Source organism: Rhizobium sp. EC-SD404 (assembly GCF_902498825.1).
Classification (GTDB): Bacteria; Pseudomonadota; Alphaproteobacteria; order Rhizobiales; family Rhizobiaceae; genus Georhizobium.
In genome coordinates, this window is sequence record NZ_LR701459.1 from 1,200,478 (window position 1) to 1,218,753 (window position 18,276).

At 62.2% G+C, this 18,276-nt stretch carries 17 protein-coding genes; 11 read left to right on the forward strand and 6 right to left on the reverse strand.

Features of this window, described 5'->3' with window-relative positions; all coding sequences use genetic code 11:
• Positions 1-91: 91 nt before the first annotated feature.
• From boxC to GC125_RS06765, 5 genes are all read left to right on the forward strand, one after another.
• Positions 92-1,753 (forward strand): 2,3-epoxybenzoyl-CoA dihydrolase, encoded by a 1,662-nt coding sequence (boxC, locus tag GC125_RS06745; RefSeq protein ID WP_151984827.1) that lies wholly within the window; start codon positions 92-94, stop codon positions 1,751-1,753.
• Between the two features lie 30 nt (positions 1,754-1,783).
• A complete protein-coding gene (boxB, locus tag GC125_RS06750) occupies positions 1,784-3,235 on the forward strand; it encodes a benzoyl-CoA 2,3-epoxidase subunit BoxB (protein ID WP_151984829.1) in 1,452 nt (483 codons plus the stop codon).
• Between the two features lie 203 nt (positions 3,236-3,438).
• Positions 3,439-4,644, forward strand: a complete 1,206-nt coding sequence (gene boxA, locus GC125_RS06755; protein ID WP_151984831.1) for a benzoyl-CoA 2,3-epoxidase subunit BoxA — start codon at positions 3,439-3,441, stop codon at positions 4,642-4,644.
• On the forward strand, positions 4,644-5,084 hold the full coding sequence (locus GC125_RS06760; protein WP_151984833.1) for an acyl-CoA thioesterase: 441 nt from the start codon (positions 4,644-4,646) through the stop codon (positions 5,082-5,084). Before boxA ends, GC125_RS06760 begins: the two co-directional genes overlap by 1 nt.
• Before the next feature lie 108 nt (positions 5,085-5,192).
• Complete coding sequence (locus tag GC125_RS06765; protein WP_151984835.1) at positions 5,193-6,107, forward strand: helix-turn-helix transcriptional regulator; 915 nt, start codon at positions 5,193-5,195, stop codon at positions 6,105-6,107.
• Positions 6,108-6,110: 3 nt separating this feature from the next.
• Here GC125_RS06765 and GC125_RS06770 read toward each other — a convergent pair whose 3' ends face one another.
• Positions 6,111-6,923 (reverse strand): enoyl-CoA hydratase-related protein, encoded by an 813-nt coding sequence (locus GC125_RS06770; RefSeq protein ID WP_151984837.1) that lies wholly within the window; start codon positions 6,921-6,923, stop codon positions 6,111-6,113.
• Between the two features lie 84 nt (positions 6,924-7,007).
• On the opposite strand from GC125_RS06770, the gene GC125_RS06775 reads away from it, so the two are divergent.
• Positions 7,008-9,077: an FAD-dependent oxidoreductase gene (locus GC125_RS06775; RefSeq protein WP_151984839.1), complete on the forward strand. Its 2,070-nt coding sequence runs from the start codon at positions 7,008-7,010 to the stop codon at positions 9,075-9,077.
• A 475-nt stretch (positions 9,078-9,552) separates the two neighbouring features.
• On the forward strand, positions 9,553-9,831 hold the full coding sequence (locus tag GC125_RS06780; protein ID WP_286165394.1) for a PIN domain-containing protein: 279 nt from the start codon (positions 9,553-9,555) through the stop codon (positions 9,829-9,831).
• A gap of 9 nt (positions 9,832-9,840) precedes the next feature.
• Here the strand turns inward: GC125_RS06780 and GC125_RS06785 are convergent, their stop codons facing one another.
• The 4 genes from GC125_RS06785 to GC125_RS06800 form a co-directional block, all read right to left on the reverse strand.
• Positions 9,841-10,542, reverse strand: coding sequence for a glutathione S-transferase family protein (locus tag GC125_RS06785; RefSeq protein WP_151984841.1), 702 nt, complete (start codon positions 10,540-10,542; stop codon positions 9,841-9,843).
• 72 nt (positions 10,543-10,614) lie between these two features.
• Complete coding sequence (gene gtdA / locus GC125_RS06790; protein ID WP_151984843.1) at positions 10,615-11,655, reverse strand: gentisate 1,2-dioxygenase; 1,041 nt, start codon at positions 11,653-11,655, stop codon at positions 10,615-10,617.
• 74 nt (positions 11,656-11,729) lie between these two features.
• On the reverse strand, positions 11,730-13,355 hold the full coding sequence (locus GC125_RS06795; RefSeq protein WP_151984845.1) for a benzoate-CoA ligase family protein: 1,626 nt from the start codon (positions 13,353-13,355) through the stop codon (positions 11,730-11,732).
• A complete protein-coding gene (locus GC125_RS06800; protein ID WP_151984847.1) occupies positions 13,352-14,494 on the reverse strand; it encodes an FAD-dependent monooxygenase in 1,143 nt (380 codons plus the stop codon). The genes GC125_RS06795 and GC125_RS06800 overlap by 4 nt, the downstream gene beginning before the upstream one ends.
• Before the next feature lie 96 nt (positions 14,495-14,590).
• Here GC125_RS06800 and GC125_RS06805 point away from each other — a divergent pair, with 96 nt between their 5' ends.
• From GC125_RS06805 to GC125_RS06820, 4 genes are all read left to right on the forward strand, one after another.
• Positions 14,591-15,013, forward strand: a complete 423-nt coding sequence (locus tag GC125_RS06805; protein WP_151984849.1) for an acyl-CoA thioesterase — start codon at positions 14,591-14,593, stop codon at positions 15,011-15,013.
• The gene (locus GC125_RS06810) at positions 15,006-15,824 is read left to right on the forward strand and encodes an IclR family transcriptional regulator (protein ID WP_286165395.1); all 819 of its coding nucleotides are present in this window, start codon (positions 15,006-15,008) and stop codon (positions 15,822-15,824) included. The genes GC125_RS06805 and GC125_RS06810 overlap by 8 nt, the downstream gene beginning before the upstream one ends.
• Before the next feature lie 97 nt (positions 15,825-15,921).
• Positions 15,922-16,482: a DUF2076 domain-containing protein gene (locus GC125_RS06815; RefSeq protein ID WP_151984852.1), complete on the forward strand. Its 561-nt coding sequence runs from the start codon at positions 15,922-15,924 to the stop codon at positions 16,480-16,482.
• A 91-nt stretch (positions 16,483-16,573) separates the two neighbouring features.
• Positions 16,574-17,269, forward strand: coding sequence for an exopolysaccharide biosynthesis protein (locus tag GC125_RS06820; protein ID WP_502706040.1), 696 nt, complete (start codon positions 16,574-16,576; stop codon positions 17,267-17,269).
• Positions 17,270-17,297: 28 nt separating this feature from the next.
• Here the strand turns inward: GC125_RS06820 and GC125_RS06825 are convergent, their stop codons facing one another.
• A complete protein-coding gene (locus tag GC125_RS06825) occupies positions 17,298-18,188 on the reverse strand; it encodes a LysR family transcriptional regulator (protein ID WP_199864484.1) in 891 nt (296 codons plus the stop codon).
• Positions 18,189-18,276 lie beyond the last annotated feature (88 nt).

Genomic DNA, 18,276 nt, shown 5'->3' on the forward strand with positions numbered 1-18,276 from the left:
TCATAATATTGCAGGTTTACGCCCAAGGTGGGTGGACAGAATGCACTAAATTGCATTAAACGTCATCAGCGAACGACAAGGGAGGACAGTCGTGTCCAAGCGCATCGATTTTCAGGTCGACCCGGAGAGCTATCGTCACTGGCGCGTGGCCTATGAGGGCGATGTCGCCAAGCTCTTCATGGACGTGGACGAAAAGGGTGGCCTTTTCGAAGGCTACGATCTCAAGCTCAATTCCTACGATCTCGGCGTCGACATCGAGCTTGCCGACATCGTGCAGCGGATGCGGTTCGAGCACCCCGAGGTAAAGGCCATCGTGCTGCAGTCAGGCAAGGATCGCGTGTTCTGCGCCGGTGCGAACATCCGCATGCTCGGCAGCGCAACCCACGCCCACAAGGTCAATTTCTGCAAGTTCACCAACGAAACGCGCAACACGTTCGAGGCGGCCGGCCGCGAGTCGGGCCAGTACTACATCTGCGCCGTGAAGGGTGCCTGTGCGGGTGGCGGCTATGAACTCGCGCTTGCCTGCGACCACATCATGCTCGTCGATGACGGGGCGTCGAACGTGGCGCTGCCGGAAGTGCCTTTGCTGGCCGTGCTTCCCGGTACGGGCGGACTGACGCGTGTCACCGACAAGCGCAAGGTGCGCCGCGATCTGGCCGATGTATTCTGCTCGATCGAGGAAGGCGTTAAGGGCAAGCGCGCCGTCGACTGGAACCTCGTCGACGAGATCGTCGCCAAGTCCAAGTTCGAAGAGACGATCTCCGAGCGCGCCAGCGAATTCGCCGGCCGATCGAAGCGTGCAGCGGCCGAAAAGGGCGTCGCGCTGACGCCGCTCAACCGCACATTCAACGACGATGGCGGCGTGATCTATTCGACCGTCGAGGTGGACCTCGATCGCTCGAAGGGCATCGTCACCATCACCATCAATGGCCCCGATGGAGAAGCGCCGAAGGATTCCGCGGACCTGCTCGCACAAGGCGCCGATGCATGGATCCTGCGGGCAGCGCGCGAGCTCGACGATGCGATCCTGCATCTGAGGCTGAACGAACTCGAACTCGGCACCTGGGTCATCCGCAGCCAGGGCGATCCGGCTGCCGTGCTGGCGCACGAAAAGGTGCTGACGGACAACGCCGACCACTGGCTGGCCAACGAAATTCTTCTCTACTGGAAGCGCGTGCTGAAGCGTGTGGACGTGACCTCGCGCTCGCTCGTGGCTCTCGTGGAGCCGGGCTCGTGCTTTGCCGGCGTCCTGGCCGAACTGCTTTTTGCCGTCGACCGTTCCTACATGGCCGAAGGCGATTTCGAGGGTGACAACCGTCATGTCGCGTCGATCACGCTGTCCGACACGAATTTCGGGCCGTTCCCGATGGCGAACGATCTGACGCGTCTTCAGACGCGGTTCCTCGGTGAACCGGCGAAAGTCGATGAAGCCAAGGCGCGGATCGGTGAAGCGCTCGAAGCCTTTGATGCCAACGAGCTCGGCCTCGTCACCTACTGCTTCGACGACATCGACTGGGAAGACGAAGTCCGCATTTTCCTCGAAGAGCGCGCCTCGTTCTCGCCGGATGCCATGACCGGGATGGAAGCCAATCTGCGCTTTCCCGGGCCGGAGACGATGGAAACGCGGATTTTCGGTCGGTTGACCGCCTGGCAGAACTGGATTTTCCAGCGGCCGAACGCCGTCGGGGAGAATGGGGCACTGCAACGCTACGGGACGGGGATCCGCGGCGATTACGACATGCGCCGCGTGTGACGGCGTCGGACATCATCGAGGAGAAGACGAATGCTTGATCTCATCAATGTCGCCTACGATACCCAGATCCCGAACAATGTGGGTCTGTCCTCCGACAAGCGCGTCCTGAAGGCGCTGGAAAAGTGGCACCCCGGCTATATCAGCTGGTGGAACGACCTTGGACCGGACGGCTTTCAGGAAAGCCTCGTCTATCTGCGCACCGCCGTTTCGGTCGATCCGAAGGGCTGGGCGAAATTCGATTATGTGAAGATGCCCGAATATCGCTGGGGCATTCTCTTGGCTCCGCAGGTCGAGGGTCGTACGATCCCGTGCGGCGAGCACGCAGGCCAGCCGGCCTGGCAGGAAGTGCCCGGAGAATACCGCAACATGCTGAAGCGGCTGATCGTCATTCAGGGCGATACCGAGCCGGCGTCGGTCGAACAGCAGCGCCATCTCGGCAAGACCGCGCCGTCTCTCTACGACATGCGCAATCTCTTCCAGGTGAACGTCGAGGAAGGCCGCCACCTCTGGGCGATGGTCTATCTGCTGCAGAAATACTTCGGTGCCGATGGCCGCGAAGAGGCAGACGACCTGCTGCGCCGCACCTCGGGATCGGAAGAAGCCCCGCGCATGCTCGGCGCCTTCAACGAGGCGACGCCGGACTGGCTGTCCTTCTTCATGTTCACCTATTTCACCGACCGCGATGGCAAGATGCAGCTGGAATCGCTGGCCCAATCGGGCTTCGATCCGCTGTCGCGCACCTGCCGCTTCATGCTGACGGAAGAAGCGCACCACATGTTCGTCGGCGAGACGGGCGTCGGCCGCGTCATTCAGCGCACCTGCGAGGCGATGAAGGAAGCCGGCATCGACGATCCCTACGACACTGAGAAAGTTCGCGCGCTCGGCGTGATCGACCTGCCGACCATCCAGAAGAAGCTGAACCTGCACTATTCGCTGTCGCTCGATCTCTTCGGCTCCGAAGTTTCGACCAATGCGGCGAATGCGTTCAATGCGGGCATCAAGGGCCGCTATCAGGAAGCCAAGATCGACGACGATCACAAGCTTCACAACGACACCTATCCCGTGATCCAGCTGAAGGACGGCAAGATCGTTTGGGAGGAAGTCGCGGCGCTGTCGGCCATCAACATGCGGTTGCGCGATGACTACGTCCGCGATGCATCCGGTGGCGTTAAGCGCTGGAATGCGACGATCGAAAAGACCGGCATCCAGTTCGAGATGAAGATGCCGCACCAGGGCTTCTACCGTCACATCGGCGTCTTCGCCGACGTCAATGTCGATCCGGACGGCACCATCATCTCCAAGGAAGAGTGGGACGCCAAGAAGGACGACTGGCTGCCGACCACGGCGGATGGCGACTTCATCCAGTCGCTCATGAAGCCCGTCTGGGAGCCAGGCAAGTTCGCCGGCTGGATCGCGCCGCCACGTGTCGGCATCGACAACAAGCCGGGTGATTTCGAATATGTGAAATTGCACATGGCTTGAGACTGGGCCGAAAGTCGCTGCAGCGGCCATCTGGCGGCCTGTTCTGCGCTGCCGGTGCTCACGGACCATACGTCCGCTGCGCTCCGGTTCTCGAACAGACCGCCATCTGGCTCTCCGCACCGACTTTCCATCCCAGTCTCGATCAAGCGGGCGGCAGCAACCGCCCGCTCTCGACTGTCGGAATTGTGGGAGGCATCAGCATCATGACTGCGCCGCTGAAACAGCACCTGATCGACCCGGAAATCTGCATCCGCTGCTATACCTGCGAAGAAGCCTGTCCAATCGACGCGATCACGCACAACGAGGACAATGTCGTCGTCGATGCGGCGAAGTGCGATTTCTGCATGGCCTGTATTTCGCCTTGCCCGACCGGCTCCATCGATGCGTGGCGGGTCGTCATGGAGCCCTATTCGCTCGAAGAGCAGATGGGTTGGATGGAGCTTCCCGAGCAGGAAGAGATCACCAAGCCCGATGGGACGGGGCCGGCTGAAGGCGGTGACGTCGAGGCGCTCGAGGATTCCGTCGAACGGTTGCTCGCCGAAGCTCACGCGGGTGCCGGCGGCAAGGCTCGTGCGCCCGCGACCGCCTCGAAGCCTTCGATCAATCTCTACAATCTCAAGAAGCCTGCGGTCGGCATCGTGCAGGGCAATTACCGGCTGACGAGCGAAAGCGCCGACAGCGACGTGCGCCACATAATCATCGATCTCGGCAATCAGCACTTCCCGGTTCTCGAAGGCCAGAGCGTCGGCATCCAGCCGCCCGGCACGGACGCCAACGGCATTGCTTACTTGCCGCGGCTTTACTCGATCTCGAGCCCGCGCGATGGCGAACGGCCGAACACCAACAACATCTCGCTGACGGTCAAGCGCGAGGAGCAGGGGGTTTGCTCCAACTATGTCTGCGACCTGCAGAAGGGCGACGAGGTTCGGTTGACCGGGCCGTTCGGTGCGACGTTCCTGATGCCGAACGATCCACAGGCGCAGATCGTCATGATCTGCACGGGGACAGGCTCGGCACCGTTTCGGGCGTTCACCATGCGCCGGCAGCGGCTCACGGCAGATGGCGGCGAGCGCATGCGACTCTTCTTCGGCGCACGCACATCCGATGCGCTGCCTTACTTTGGGCCGCTCAAGAAGGTGCCCGATACGATACTGGAAAAGCACCTCGTCTTCTCGCGTGCCGAAGCGGTCGAAAAGGAATATGTGCAGGATCGTATGCTGAAACAGCGCGCCGATCTCGCCGATCTGCTCTCAGCGCCGCACACGCATATCTATGTCTGCGGGCTGAAAGCCATGGAGCACGGTGTCGAGGCTGCTTTCGAGCAGATCGCCAAGGATATCGGGAACGACTGGGTGAGCCTGCGCGATCAGATGCGCGAAGGCGGCCGCTATCACGTCGAGACCTATTGATGGCAGCAGCTGACATGCAATCGGATCCGTTCGTTCACGCCATCATTGTGCAGTGGGCGGACTGCGATCCCGCGCGCATCGCCTATACCGGCCAGATTCCGAAATTCGCATTGTCAGCCATCGATGCATGGTGGGCCGAGCGGGTGGGGATCGACTGGTTCGCGCTCAATGTTGATCACCGAATGGGAACACCCTTCGTCCATCTCGACATGGATTTCCGTTCGCCGATCACGCCGAGGCACCCGTTGCTCTGCACGGTGACGCTTACCAAGCTGGGAACGACGTCGCTGACGTTCACGGTCGTTGGCCGCCAGAACGACACGGTTTGCTTCGAAGGCAATTTTGTCTGTGTCGCCGTGTCTGCCGACGATTTTCGGCCGGGATATCCTTCCGCTGACATTCGCGCCAGGCTCGAAAGGCTTGTGCTGGCGGGCGACTGAATGGGCGCTCGCTGTGGACCGGTGAATTAAAATACTGGTCAACAAGCAATATGAAATATAATGCATATAGGCGTTGGCTGCGTCGGCCCGCTGCATTATGGTTCGGCTATGGATGAGATCGTCACATTTGGCGGCAGAGTGACGCTGGGTCAAGAGCGCCAGGCGAATGACACCGAACGTTTCCTCGAAATGGTGGGCGATCGGGTGCGCGCTGCGCGCAACCGCCGCAGCATTTCCCGCAAGACGTTGTCGGAAATTTCCGGTGTTTCCCAGCGCTACCTTGCGCAGTTGGAGAGTGGAACGGGCAACATCTCGATCCTCCTGTTGCGGCGCGTGGCGGAGGCGCTCGACCACAAGATCGAATGGCTGGTGGGCGAGGAAGATCCGTACACTTCCGACGCGGTCGCCATGATGTCGCTCTATCGCCAGGCAACCGGCGAACAGCGTATGCGCGTGCTGGAAATCCTCGATCCCGACAATCCGCATCTGCGGCGCTCGCGGCGGCTGGCCTTTATCGGTCTGCGCGGTGCGGGCAAGTCCACCATCGGGCGTCTCGCCGCAGACCGGCTCAAACTGCCGTTCCTCGAACTCAACGAAGAGATCGAGCAGGCGAGCGGCATGCCGGTCAACGAGGTCATCGCGCTTTATGGTCAGGAAGGCTACCGGCGGCTCGAGAAGCAGTCGGTCGAGCGGATTGCAGCGACATACGATTCGATCGTGCTGGCGGTTGCCGGCGGCATCGTCTCGGAGCCCGAGACGTTCAACTACCTGCTGCGGCACTATCACACGATCTGGCTTAAGGCGCGGCCGGAAGAGCACATGGGCCGCGTGCGCGCACAGGGCGACGAGCGCCCCATGGCTGGCAACCCGGCGGCAATGGATGAATTGCGCAATATCCTGATGAGCCGGGAAGCGCTTTATGCGCGTGCCGAAGCGCAGATCGACACCAGCGGACGCGGTCTCCCCGAAACGTTGGATGCCGTGCTCGACCTGATCGAGAAGCGCGGCTTCCTGCGCAACTGACAGTCAGCGTCCCCTGAACGCGGCAGGACGCTTCTCCAGGAATGACAGCACGCCTTCGCGGTAATCTTCCGAGCGACCCGCGACGCCCTGCAAGCGTGCCTCTTCGGCGAGGTACTCATCGAACGGCATGGTCTCGGCTGCAGCGACGGCTTTCTTGATCAGCCCGTAGCCGAGCGTCGGTCCTTCCGCGAGGCGGCGGGCAAGGGCGCTTGCCTCGGCTTGGAGTTCGTCTTCCGGCATGCTTTTCCAGATCAGGCCGGCGGCGGCGGCTTCACTGCCCGACAGGCTGCCTGCCGTTAGCAGCAGTGCGCGCGCCGTTGCCGCGCCGAGCGCTTGGACGAGGGTTTGTCCGGCCCCCGCGTCGACCGATAGACCGACTTTAGCGAACGACCAAATGAACTTGGCATCATCGGCAGCGAGCACGATGTCGCCGGCGATGGCGATCGATGCGCCGGCACCTGCAGCAGCGCCATGAACAGCGATCACGACGGGCTTATCCATCGTGCGGATCAGCGTCACGATCGGATGGAAGAGCTGTTTCTGGATCGCTTCGAGATCGAACGGCTCGGTGAATTTCCGCGGGTCGCGCGCCGAAAGGTCTTGGCCCGTGCAGAAGGCACGGCCGGCGGCCCGAATGAGCACCGCGCGGATGGCCCGATCGGCGGCGGCACGATCGAGGGCTTCGCGGAATTGGAGGAGCATCGCTTCGGTCAGCGCATTCATTCGCTCCGGCCGGTTCAAGGTGATGGTCATCACGCCAGCTTGGATGGTCTCATCGATCAGGCGGGCGGCCGGATCGTCATTCTCTTTTGACATTCGTCGGGAATCCACGCAGGTGGCAGGTTGAATGCTGTCACGATGCACTATAACGCATCTCCCAACAAGGCTTGGAGGAACATCATGGCCGTCACCGTCGCGCGCGAAGGATCCATCGCTATCGTCCGGCTCGACAACCCGCCGGTAAATGCGATCGGGCTTTCCGTGCGCCAGGGCCTGATGCTGGCGCTGGAGGAACTGGCCGAGGCTTCCGATCTCAAGGCGGTGGTGCTGACCGGGTCGGATACGATCTTCGCCGCCGGCGCCGATGCGCGCGAATTCGATGCAGATCCGGTCGCGCCGCATCTTCCCGATATCCTGGATGCAATCGAGAATGCCCCTCAGCCCTGGATCGCCGCATTGACGGGTGCGGCGCTCGGTGGTGGCTGCGAACTGGCCCTTGCCTGCCACAAGCGGATAGCCGGCCCGAAGACCACGATCGGGCTGCCGGAAGTGACGCTTGGCGTCGTTCCGGGTGCCGGCGGAACGCAGCGCTTGCCGCGTCTGGTCGGTCTCGCCTCCGCACTCGACAGTATTGCGAACGGTCGCACGCTGAAGGCCCGGGAAGCGCTCGAGCTGGGGATGATCGATGAGATCACTGATGATCCGCTTGCTCGGGCGCGGCAGATTGCCGAAGCGGAGAACCTGTCGGCGATCGTGCCTCTGTCGCAGCGACCGCAGGTGGCGGACGATCAGGCAGCGGTGGATGCGGCCAAGGAAAGGGCAGCCAAGCGCATGCGCGGACAGGACGCGCCGCAGCGCGCGATCGAACTTGTCGCGCTTTCCAGCTCCATGCCGTTTGCGCAAGCGATGCTGGAGGAGCGGCAGACCTTCCTGACGCTGCGGCAAGGCGCGCAGGCGAAGGCGCTGCGGCATGTGTTTTTCGCCGAGCGAGGGGCGAAGAAGCCTGCATCGGTCGAAGCGCCGCCGGTCGATGTGAAGACGGTCGTCGTCATCGGTGGCGGGACGATGGGCGCGAGCATCGCCTATGCGCTCGACAGTGCCGGATATGGCGTGGCGCTGGTGGAAACCGACGCGGATGCCAAGGAGAGGGCCAGCCATAATGTCGGCCGGCTGTTCAAGGATGCGGTGAAGCGTGGTCTGATGAGCGAGGCCGATGCCGCCGAGCGGCAGGAGCGCATCCGGCTTCTCGTAGGCTACGACGATCTGCCCGAGGCGGAACTGGTGATCGAAGCCGCTTTCGAGAGCATCGAGGTGAAGCGCGACATCTTCGGCACTCTCGACCGCGTCATGCCGGCCCACGCGATCCTGGCCACCAACACCTCCTATCTCGACGTCAACGAAATTGCGGCGTCGACATCGCGGCCGGAGCGCGTGCTCGGCCTGCATTTCTTCTCGCCGGCCCATATCATGAAGCTTCTGGAGATCGTTCGCGCCGACCGGACGTCACAGGAGGCGCTGGCAACGGGCTTTGCCGTCGGTGCCAAACTGCGCAAGATTCCCGTCCTCGCCGGCGTGTGCGATGGCTTCATCGGCAACCGCATTCTGTTCCGCTATCGCGAGGAAGCGGACATCCTGATGATGGACGGTTCGCTGCCGTGGCTCATCGACGAGGCCATGGTCGAGTTCGGCATGGCGATGGGGCCCTACGAGGTGCAGGATCTTTCGGGCCTCGACATTTCCTACGCCCAGCGCAAGCGCCGGGCACCGACGCGTGACCCGAAGCGGCGCTATATCCCGATCGCCGATCGCATGGTCGAGGAAGGCCGGCTCGGCAAGAAGGTCGGCGTCGGCTGGTACCGCTATCCCGGCGGTGGCGGCTCCGTCGTCGATCCCCTCTTGGAAGACCTGATCACGGAAGAAGCCCATTTCGGCAAGGTCGCGCGCCGCGACGTGTCGGATGCAGAAATCCGGGAACGGCTGACGCTCGCCATGATCAACGAAGCAGCCGACATCCTGCATGAAGGCATCGCGGAAAAGGCTGCCGACATCGACCTGGTGATGATCCACGGCTACGGCTTCCCGCGCTGGCGCGGCGGCCCTCTGCACTACGCCGACACGCTGGGCGCAGCCGCCATCCTCGCGCGGATCGAAGAGCTCGAGAAACAGGATCCCGTCATGTGGAAGCCGAGCCCCCTGATCCGGGAACTGGCAGACACCGGCAGTCGATTTGCCGATGTGAAGCGTGGTTGAGGCCGATTACAGTCAGACTAGAGTTCCGGTAAGATTTCCGGAAATGTTCGGAGCTCGTAATGGCAGGGTCAGCACAATCTCTCGCTAGGCATCGTCGCCGTCAACGCGCAAAGGGCGTCGTTCGTGTTGAGGTTCAGGTGCCGGCCGAGGACGCGGCTCTGCTGCGCTCTGTTGCTCAGGTTCTCAATGATCCATCCAGGCGTGATGAAGCACGACATTTCTGGCGCGAGCGCTTCGGTGTTCCTTCACTGCAAAGCCGCAAGGCTTTGCTGGCTGCCGCTCCGCTTGACGACATCGATCTGTCACGCAGCGGGGATCGGGGTCGGGCGATCGATCTCTAGATGTACCTGGTCGACACCAACATCATCTCGGAGCTCCGCAAACGCGATCGAATGGATCGCAACGTAGCTTCCTGGTTTGCTGCGGTGAAGATGACGAACTCTATCTGAGCGTGGTGGTGCTCGGAGAAATCCGCATGGGTATCGAACTTGCTCGCCCGAAAGATGCAGAACAGGCGGAACGCCTCGACCATTGGCTTACCGAGCTAGTCATCGCGTTCGATGGGCGCATTCTTTCCATAGATGGCCCGATCATGGATATATGGGGCCGAATGAACGCCATTCGCTCGGTGCCGGTCATCGACGCGATGCTTGCAGCCACGGCACAAGTCCATCGACTAACGCTCGTAACCCGCAATGATAAGGATGTCGTCGGGCTCGGCACCGAAATTCTAAACCCGTTCAGACCTGCCTAACAACGGCGTCTACCCGATATCCAGCAGGTGCCGCGCGCTCTGGTTATAGAGCGTGGTGTTGTTGCCCGAGTTGTGCTCGCCCTTGTTCTGGCGGTCCTTCATCAGCGCTATGGCCCGTTGAACGGCCGGGCGGGCCTTGATGGTTTCGCGCCAGCGCTTCACTTCGGGGAATGGCTCGAGCGAGACATCGAGGTTCTTGGCGATGAACGCCCAGGGAAAAGCCAGCATGTCGGCGATCGAATAGCTGCCGACGATAAATTCGTCCTGCCGCAGGCGTCGTTCGAGGACTGCGAGCGACCGCTCATATTCGCCGCGATAGCGTTTCAGGGCGTAATCCTGTCCGCCGGTCGGCCCGAACATGCGGAAATGGGCCAGCTGGCCGGCCATCGGGCCCTGATTGCCGGTTTGCCAGAAGAGCCATTCCATCGTCTCTTTCCGGGCGATCGGATCATTCGACATGAAGCGACCGGTCTTTTCGGCGAGGTACCAGAGGATGGCGCCGGATTCGAAGACCGGGATGGCTCCGCCATTTCCGCCATGATCGACGATCGCGGGCATCTTGGCGTTGGGGCTGATGGCCAGAAATCCGGGCGTCAGCTGTGCGCCGTGGAAAATGTCGAGAAAGCGGGCCTGATAGGGCAGGCCGCATTCCTCCAGCATGATCGTCACTTTCCACCCATTGGGGGTCGGTGCGTAATAAAGATCGATCATCCCGCCTCTCCCTGATCGCAAATGCGAGGCCTTTGAAGCCTTCGTCCTCTTATCAGGTTCGAGTTTCCCGCGTCAGGCGTTGCCGCGGGCTTCGCGCCAAAGGCCAAGCTTTTCCTGCACCGCGCGGTCGGAATAGGAAAACAGAACCGTTTCCTCCGCGGGTTCATGGACGATCGTCTTCCAGGACGGAGCGACGAAGATGTCCTGCGGTCCCCATTCGATGACCGCGTCGCCGATCCGACTTTTGCCGCGGCCTTCGACGCAGACGAAGATCGTGGCATCGGTCGAGCGATAGGGCGTGGTCGGCTCCGGCGCCAGAAGTTGGATGGAGGTCGCGATCGTCGGCATGGCGAAGCCGCCGTCGAGCGGGTTCGTATAGCGCAGCTTGTAGCCGTGGCAGGGGTGCGGATCGCCGCCCTTCTTCATGGCTTCGAGCGTCGCGCGGCTCTTTTCGTAAGGGTAGTTGAAGATCGGCGAGACGTGGCCGCCGCGAGGCGCGTCGACCGGCATCAGGTTGTTGCCGAACTCGTTGTAGGATTGACCCGTCTGACGGGTGATCTTCTGCGTATCCTCGCCAAGACCTTCGGCGAAGGATGCGTCGAGGAAGGATACGAGCGGGATATCGAGGCCGTCCAGCCAGAACATAGGCTCGTCGGTCTCGTTGCCGTGGTCGTGCCAGGCCATCTGCGGCGTGATGACGAAATCACCGTAATGCATCACGGTCTTCTCGCCGTTGACCGCGGTGTGGGCGCCGGAGCCTTCTAGCACGAAGCGGAGGGCCGATTGCGTGTGGCGATGCGCCGGCGCCACTTCACCCGGCAGCACCAGCTGCACGCCGGCATAGAGCGAGGTCGTGACCTTGGATTCGCCGCGCAAACCGGGGTTTTCGAGGATCAGAACGCGCCGCTCGGCCTCCTTGGCGGTGATCAGTCCGCCGGCTTCCATCATGGCCGTGCGGATTTCCGAGAATTTCCAGCCCACGGCCTGGCACTTCGAGACTGGCTCGGGCGTGACGAGCGCGCCCAGTACGGTCCAGAGCGGCGTCATGTTCTGCTTGTCGATCTTCTCGTAGAAGGCGCGGCGCTCGGGCGTATCCTGCGGCTTGGGGTGCATGGGGTTTCTCCTCAAAAGCGTTTCCAGGGGAAGTGGAACCGGTTCACCGTTCGGAAACGCGACAAACCAGGAACCTAGAGTTTCGCGAGCGCCTGACGGTCTAGCTTACCGGTTCCGGTCTTCGGCAGTTCCGGCAGATAGGTCACGATGCGTGGATATTTATAGGGCAGCAGCCGCTGCTTCACATGGTCCTGCAGAAGCTTCGTCGTTGCGGCATCGGGCGTGAACCCATCGCGCAGCCGGACGAACGCCTTCAAGGTCATGCGCCGGTCGTCCATTTGGTGCGCGAGCACGGCGCATTCATGGATATGGGGATGTTCGGCGAGACAACGCTCCACTTCGAGCGGCCAGACCCATTGGCCGGACACCTTGATCAGATCGTCGGCCCGACCCTGGAAGAAATAGAAGCCGTCCTTTTCGATGAAGCGGTCACCGGTGTAGAGCCAGTCGCCGCGCATGGTCTCGGCGGTCTTGTCGGGCCGGTTCCAGTAGCATGGGGCCGTCGATTGGCCGCGGACCCACATCACCCCTTCCTCACCTGGCGCAACTTCGCGGTCGTCCTTGTCCTTGAGCAGGATTTCGTAGCCCGGCACGCGCTTTCCAGCCGACCCGATGCGCTTTTCGTCGGGCAGGTTCGACAAGTAGATGTGCAGCACTTCGGTCGAGCCGAGCCCTTCCATGACGTCGAGCCCGGTCAGGTTCTTCCATGCGTTGAAGATGTCCTCCGACAAGGTCTCGGCGGCAGAGACGGAAAGTCGGATCGAACCGAGGTCGCGGTGATCAACCTGGTCGGCGCGGCAGAGAGCAGTGTAGAGCGTCGGCAGGCCGAAGAAGATCGTGGGGCGGAAATCCTCAATGGTCGCCAGGATCCTGTCGGGCTCAGGCCGGCCCGGCATCAGAAGGCTCGTTGCGCCGGCTGCGAATGGAAACGTGATGCCGTTGCCGAAGCCATAGGCGAAAAAGAGCTTCGGTACGGAAAAGCAGATGTCGCCGGGTGCGACATCCAGGAAGTGCCTGGCGAAGCTCTGCACCGTGTACGCCATGTCGTGCTGGAGGTGGACGATACCCTTCGGGCGTCCCGTCGAGCCTGACGAGTACATCCAGAAGCACATGTCGTCCGGGCCGGTGTCGGCTACCGTAAGGGTGTCACTCTGGCCGCTGACGAACTCGCTCGCATGGACGAAGCGCTCGTCCGGTGTCGCGCCTTCGCCATTGGCGACCACGATGTAATCCAACGCGATACCGACCAGTGCTTCGTCGGAGAACTTGTCGACGAGATCGGATTCGCACAGCGCGATCCGGGCGTCGGTATCGGCGAGAAAGAAATTGAGAAGGTCGGGGGTCGTCAGCGTGTTGAGAAGCACGGGAACGAAGCCGGCCCGCGCGGCTCCGAAGAATGCAGCCACGAACACGGGGGTGTCGTCGAGGAAGAACGGAATCCGATCGCCGCGCTGCAGGCCGGCGGCGATGAAGGCATTGCCCCAACGGCAGGCCGAAGCGCACAGTTCCGCATAGGTGAGCGTGCCGGCCGGACCGGTAACGGCGACGGCCTCGGGATTGCGATCGAGATTGTCGAAGAGGATCGCCGATGCGTTCGGATGATCTTCCTTGATGAAGCCGATTTCCCGGCCGCCGGATGTGTCCCCAACGGGATCGGTAATGGGAGAGACCGTGGCCGCGCGGATGGCTGTCGCACTCATGCCGTGCTCCTCAGTTTCGATGCTTCGTATTCGGCCATGAAATTCGGCGCGAGCATACGCAGCCTCGCCATGTCGATGCGGCCGGATCTGGTGATGTAGTCGAAGCCGAAATCCAGCGGGTCCAAAGCCATTTTCTCAGCGAACCGGTCGTACCATTCGGCCGACGTGTTTGCCGCGGTGACGATCTTCTTCGCGATGGGCAAACGCTCCTGCTGATAGGCTGCAAGCGCGTCATCGAGCGTATCGCTCGCGCCAAGGGCGCGGGAAAGCGCGATTGCGTCTTCCATGGCGAGCCGGGTGCCGGAGCCGATGGAAAAATGCGCCGTGTGGGCCGCATCGCCCAATATGACGCGGTTGTCGCTGACCCAGCGCTCGCACCACAGCTTGGGGAAGCGCCGCCAGACCGAACGGTTAGTGATGAGGCGCGCACCGGCGAGCGTATCCGCAAAGATTTTCTCGCAGATACCCGCAGAAGCGTCCTCATCCAGCCTGTCGAAATCGTAGGCGGCGAATGTTGCCGCGTCGCATTCGACGATGAAGGTCGAGCGATCGGGCGTATAGCGATAGTGGTGCGCGTTGAACGCGCCGCGCTCGGTTTCGATGAACGTCTGGGTCAGGGTGTCGAAGGGTCGATCGGTTCCGAACCAGGCAAAGCGATTGTCGAAATGATCGAGCGTCGTGCCGAATGCATCTTCGTCCGATCTGCGGACCAGCGAATTCAAACCATCCGCGCCGATAACAAGGTCCGCTTCAACAGTATCGATATCGGAGACGGGCTGCCCGAACAGAAGTTCCACACCCTCGGCGCGCGCGCGTTCCTGCAGCAATTGCAGGAGATGGAGCCTGCCGATCGCGGCGAAGCCGATACCATCAATGACGATGCGCTCGCCCTTCAGCACTAACGTCATGTTGCGCCAGCGCTCCATATGCGGCGTGATGAGGTCGTGGGTCTGCGGATCGTCGGCTTTCAGGAAATCGAGCGCCTGATCGGAAAAGACCACGCCGAAGCCGAATGTGGCGTCGGCAGGGTTCTGCTCGCGAACGACGATGCGGGCATCCGGCATCGTTCGCTTGAGCAGGATTCCGGCGTAAAGACCGGCCGGGCCGGCACCGATGATGTCGACTGTGGAAAGCTGCAACTCGCTCCGCCTCCTCTCCTGCGATACGAGCCATAGTTATTGACAGTGAGGCTAACCAAGGATTGCATGATATGCAAATAATTTTACGGAGCGGAAATGACCACTGAGACCTTCAAGACGGACGTCACGGTCAGCTTCGGTCATTGCGACCCGGCCGAGATCGTTTTCTATCCGAACTTCTTCCGCTGGTTCGACGCTGCGTTTCACGCATTTCTGGAAAGTCGCGGCTGCGGGCAGAAGCGGCTTAAGCACGATCTCGGCACTGTCGGTACGGGCCTCATCGATGTCGGCGCGACCTTCCGCTCGCCCGTGACCTTCGGCGAAACGCTGACGCTGTCCCTGACGATCGTCGAGTGGACGAGCAGGACCGTGAAGATCACCTATGAAGGGCATGTCGGCACTCGCCTGGCCTTCACCGGCCATGAGGTGCGCGGGCTGTTCATGGCGGAGGAGGGCGGCCGTCTTCGCGCGGCGCCTATCGAGCCGTTCAGGCAGATGCTGGAGCGAGGCCGTGGCTGAGAGCGACGAACAGGGCCTAGCGACCGAGGCGACGGGCGGTATCCAGTCGCTCGATGCGGCGTTGCGGGTCCTGCTGGCCATGGGCGAGATGAAGGGCGCGGTGGGGCTTTCGGAACTCGCCCGCGCCTGTCACATGCCGGCGAGCAAGGTGCATCGCTATCTCGCGTCCTTCATCCATGCTGGTCTCGTTCGGCAAAACGGCCGGTCGGGAACCTACGACCTCGGCCCGCGCGCGATCGATCTGGGCTTGGCTGCCCTCGGCCGGCATGATTTCGTCAATTCGGTTGCCGAAGGCATGCCGGAGTTGACGGCGCAAACGGGGCTGACCTCACTTCTGTGCGTCTGGGGCAATTCCGGGCCGACCGTCGTTCGCTGGGAGCGGGCGGCGTCATTCATCGTCACGTCGCTCGGTCTTGGCACGACCTTGCCGCTGCTGACGTCCGCGACGGGCCATGTCTGCCTCGCCTATCTGCCGAGCCAGGTGACCGAGCGCCTCCTCGAAACCGAACTGGCCCGGGCGACGGCCAGCCCGCGGATCTTCGACGGGCAACTGCCGAACGGAGCCGCGATCGCAACGTTGACCGAAGACATTCGCCGAAAGGGCTATGCCACGGTGGACGGCCGCTTCATTCCCGGGCTCGTGGCGATGGCCGCCCCAATTGTCGATTGGCAGGGGCAGGCACAGGCGGTTGTGACGCTGATCGGAGCTGACCCTTCCAGCATTGCCGAAGGGTCGGCAGCGCTGTCTTCTCTTAAGAGCTTCTGCGCCCGCGAGGCGGTTCCGGCTGGCAAGCCGACTGGCATCGCCTGACGACTGAAGATGGAACGATATCCCTCTCGTCGTCTTTTCGTCACGCAAATCAGCACCTATGTGGTTCAACACTGAAAGCATCGAGGAGGCCCTGGGCATGGACGGCAATGACAAGAAGGCAATCGAGGATCTGTTTGCCCGACTGACCGAGGTCGAGCGCCAAGGTGTCGCGCGCGACGGTCAGGCCGAGGCTTTCATTCGCGATCAGATCTCGGTCCATCCCGGCGCGCCCTATTACATGGCGCAGACGATCGTGGTGCAGGAGCAGGCCCTCCAGGCCGCGCAGGCGAGGATCGAGGCGCTCGAGCAGCAACAGGAACAACGCGAGCCGGAGGGCGGCGGGTTTCTCGGCGGGCTCTTTGGTGGGCAGCGGCCTTCGGGCCGGGTCCCCAGCATTCCGCGCCGCAGTGCTACGGGCGCGGTGCCGCCACAAGGCTCTGCCTTCGGTGGGCGCGGCGCGGGCGGTGGCGGCTTTCTCGCAGGTGCCGCACAGACCGCGATGGGTGTCGCCGGTGGCCTGCTTTTGGGCAACATGATCGCTGGCGCCTTTGCCGGTGACGAAGCTGCCGCAGCCGAGGAGGTGCCTGCCGACGATGTCCCTGCGGACGATTTCGGCGGCGACGACATGGGCGGCGATTTCGGCGACATGGAATTCTGATCGCTTCAATCCGGCTTTTCCGGGTGGGCCGAAGCAGCTATCACTTTGCGCGGAATGGGCGGCCGGGAAGGTCGTTGGGAGCTCTGGCAGCATGACCGGTCCGGTGGAAGATCCAACGGTTGACGATATCCCGATGGATGGCGACAGACGCTCCCGTCGTCGGTTCCTGAAGCGGCGCAAGAAGCGGCGCCCGCGCTTTTCGCGCATCCTTGAGGGACTTGCGGGCGATCCGACGCGCGAACGCGTGTCTGTCGGAGATATCATCGCGGCAATGGGCGACCGTGCTTTCGGCGCGCTCATGCTGGTGTTTGCGCTTCCGAACGCGATCCCGACCCCACCCGGAACATCGGCCATCCTTGGCGCTCCGCTGATCTTTCTGGCAGCACAAATGATGTTCGGGCGGCGACCATGGCTGCCTCAGTTCATCGCCAATCGGTCCATGGCACGGCAGGACTTCGCAACTCTCGTAGGCCGGCTGGCGCCTTGGCTGTCACGTGCTGAAAAACTGCTGCGCCCGCGTCTCAGCACGCTGACGTTGCCGCCGATGGAATACCTTATCGGCTTTGTCTGCCTTGTTCTGTCGCTTGTGCTCGTCCTGCCGATCCCGCTCGGCAACATGTTGCCGGCCATCGCCATTAGCATCTTTGCCTTCGGCGTTCTCGAGCGGGATGGTGTTTGGACGATCGCGGGACTGATCGTTTCCGCGATCTCGCTCTTCGTCGCGGCGGGGGTCGTCTACGCGCTGATCAAGGCCGTGTTTTACCTCATCACCAACGCGTTGCATTGAAAGCCTTCGCTCCAGCGAAAGCGCAGGTCTAAGGCCGACCCTCCATTGCGGACTTGCGCCGTCTCAGCGCCCGCGCAAGGAAATCGCACAGCGTTCGCACGCGCAGCGACGACTGGTGGCCTTGCGCCGTCAGCACCCAGACAAAGCTGTCCATGTCACGCCGCACCGGGCCTATGCGCATCAGGCCGTCGCTGGAATCGCCCATGCAGCATGGCATGATGCTAAGGCGTCGCCCCATCAAGAGCATCGTGGGAACAAGTGCGAAGCTGTCAGCGCGAAGGACGATGCGCTCGGGTAGAACGTTCTCGCTGATCCAGCCATGAGGGGGAGAGCCAGTCAGCGCCTCTCCAAGTCCTACCCAGGAGCATTGCTCAGCGAGCGGATCGTCGACGCCCGCGAACTCGTCGCGTGCGCCGTAGAGCGCAAAGGATAGTCCGCACACGCGGCGGCCGGTTAGCCATTGTGGTGGCGCGCGCGAAGGGCGCACGGCGATGTCGGCCGCATAGCGTCCGATATCCAGCTTGGCGTTGGTCACATGCGTCTCGACGACGATATCGGGGTGCAGCGCACCGAATTCCGCGAGGATTTCTTCCAGACCACACAGATAGATCGTGTCGGTCGTGGTGAGCTTGACGCGACCCTCCAGACGTCGGTGCCGCCCTATGATCTCTTGCTCGATCTCCGACACTGAGTGGCTGACCGAGCGCGCGATTTCGACGATCGCGTGGCACGTGGGCGTCGGGCGGTAGCCGGACTGGTCGCGATCGAAGAGCTTTACGCCATATAGCTTTTCCAGCGCGCTGACCCGGCGGAGCACTGTCGTGTGGTCGACGTCCAGCGCTGCGGCAGCGGCCTTGGCAGAGCCGCCATCCACGACGGCAAGTACGAACCGAAGATCGTCCCAGTTGGCGGAATGCATAATCGCACAGCCTGACTGCATTGTTGCAAATTGTCGAGCTTAGATGCGGCGTCTACAGTCGAGATACGACCTTTTTCCTTCGACCAAC

Bases quoted from the DNA above. Each gene is read 5' to 3' on its own strand.
- boxB (WP_151984829.1), top strand. From the start codon at position 1,784: ATGCTTGATCTCATCAATGTCGCCTACGATACCCAGATCCCGAACAAT.
- boxA (WP_151984831.1), top strand. From the start codon at position 3,439: ATGACTGCGCCGCTGAAACAGCACCTGATCGACCCGGAAATCTGCATC.
- GC125_RS06760 (WP_151984833.1), top strand. From the start codon at position 4,644: ATGGCAGCAGCTGACATGCAATCGGATCCGTTCGTTCACGCCATCATT.
- GC125_RS06765 (WP_151984835.1), top strand. From the start codon at position 5,193: ATGGATGAGATCGTCACATTTGGCGGCAGAGTGACGCTGGGTCAAGAG.
- GC125_RS06770 (WP_151984837.1), bottom strand. From the start codon at position 6,923: ATGTCAAAAGAGAATGACGATCCGGCCGCCCGCCTGATCGATGAGACC.
- GC125_RS06775 (WP_151984839.1), top strand. From the start codon at position 7,008: ATGGCCGTCACCGTCGCGCGCGAAGGATCCATCGCTATCGTCCGGCTC.
- GC125_RS06780 (WP_286165394.1), top strand. From the start codon at position 9,553: ATGGGTATCGAACTTGCTCGCCCGAAAGATGCAGAACAGGCGGAACGC.
- GC125_RS06785 (WP_151984841.1), bottom strand. From the start codon at position 10,542: ATGATCGATCTTTATTACGCACCGACCCCCAATGGGTGGAAAGTGACG.
- gtdA (WP_151984843.1), bottom strand. From the start codon at position 11,655: ATGCACCCCAAGCCGCAGGATACGCCCGAGCGCCGCGCCTTCTACGAG.
- GC125_RS06795 (WP_151984845.1), bottom strand. From the start codon at position 13,355: ATGAGTGCGACAGCCATCCGCGCGGCCACGGTCTCTCCCATTACCGAT.
- GC125_RS06805 (WP_151984849.1), top strand. From the start codon at position 14,591: ATGACCACTGAGACCTTCAAGACGGACGTCACGGTCAGCTTCGGTCAT.
- GC125_RS06815 (WP_151984852.1), top strand. From the start codon at position 15,922: ATGGACGGCAATGACAAGAAGGCAATCGAGGATCTGTTTGCCCGACTG.
- GC125_RS06820 (WP_502706040.1), top strand. From the start codon at position 16,574: ATGACCGGTCCGGTGGAAGATCCAACGGTTGACGATATCCCGATGGAT.
- GC125_RS06825 (WP_199864484.1), bottom strand. From the start codon at position 18,188: ATGCATTCCGCCAACTGGGACGATCTTCGGTTCGTACTTGCCGTCGTG.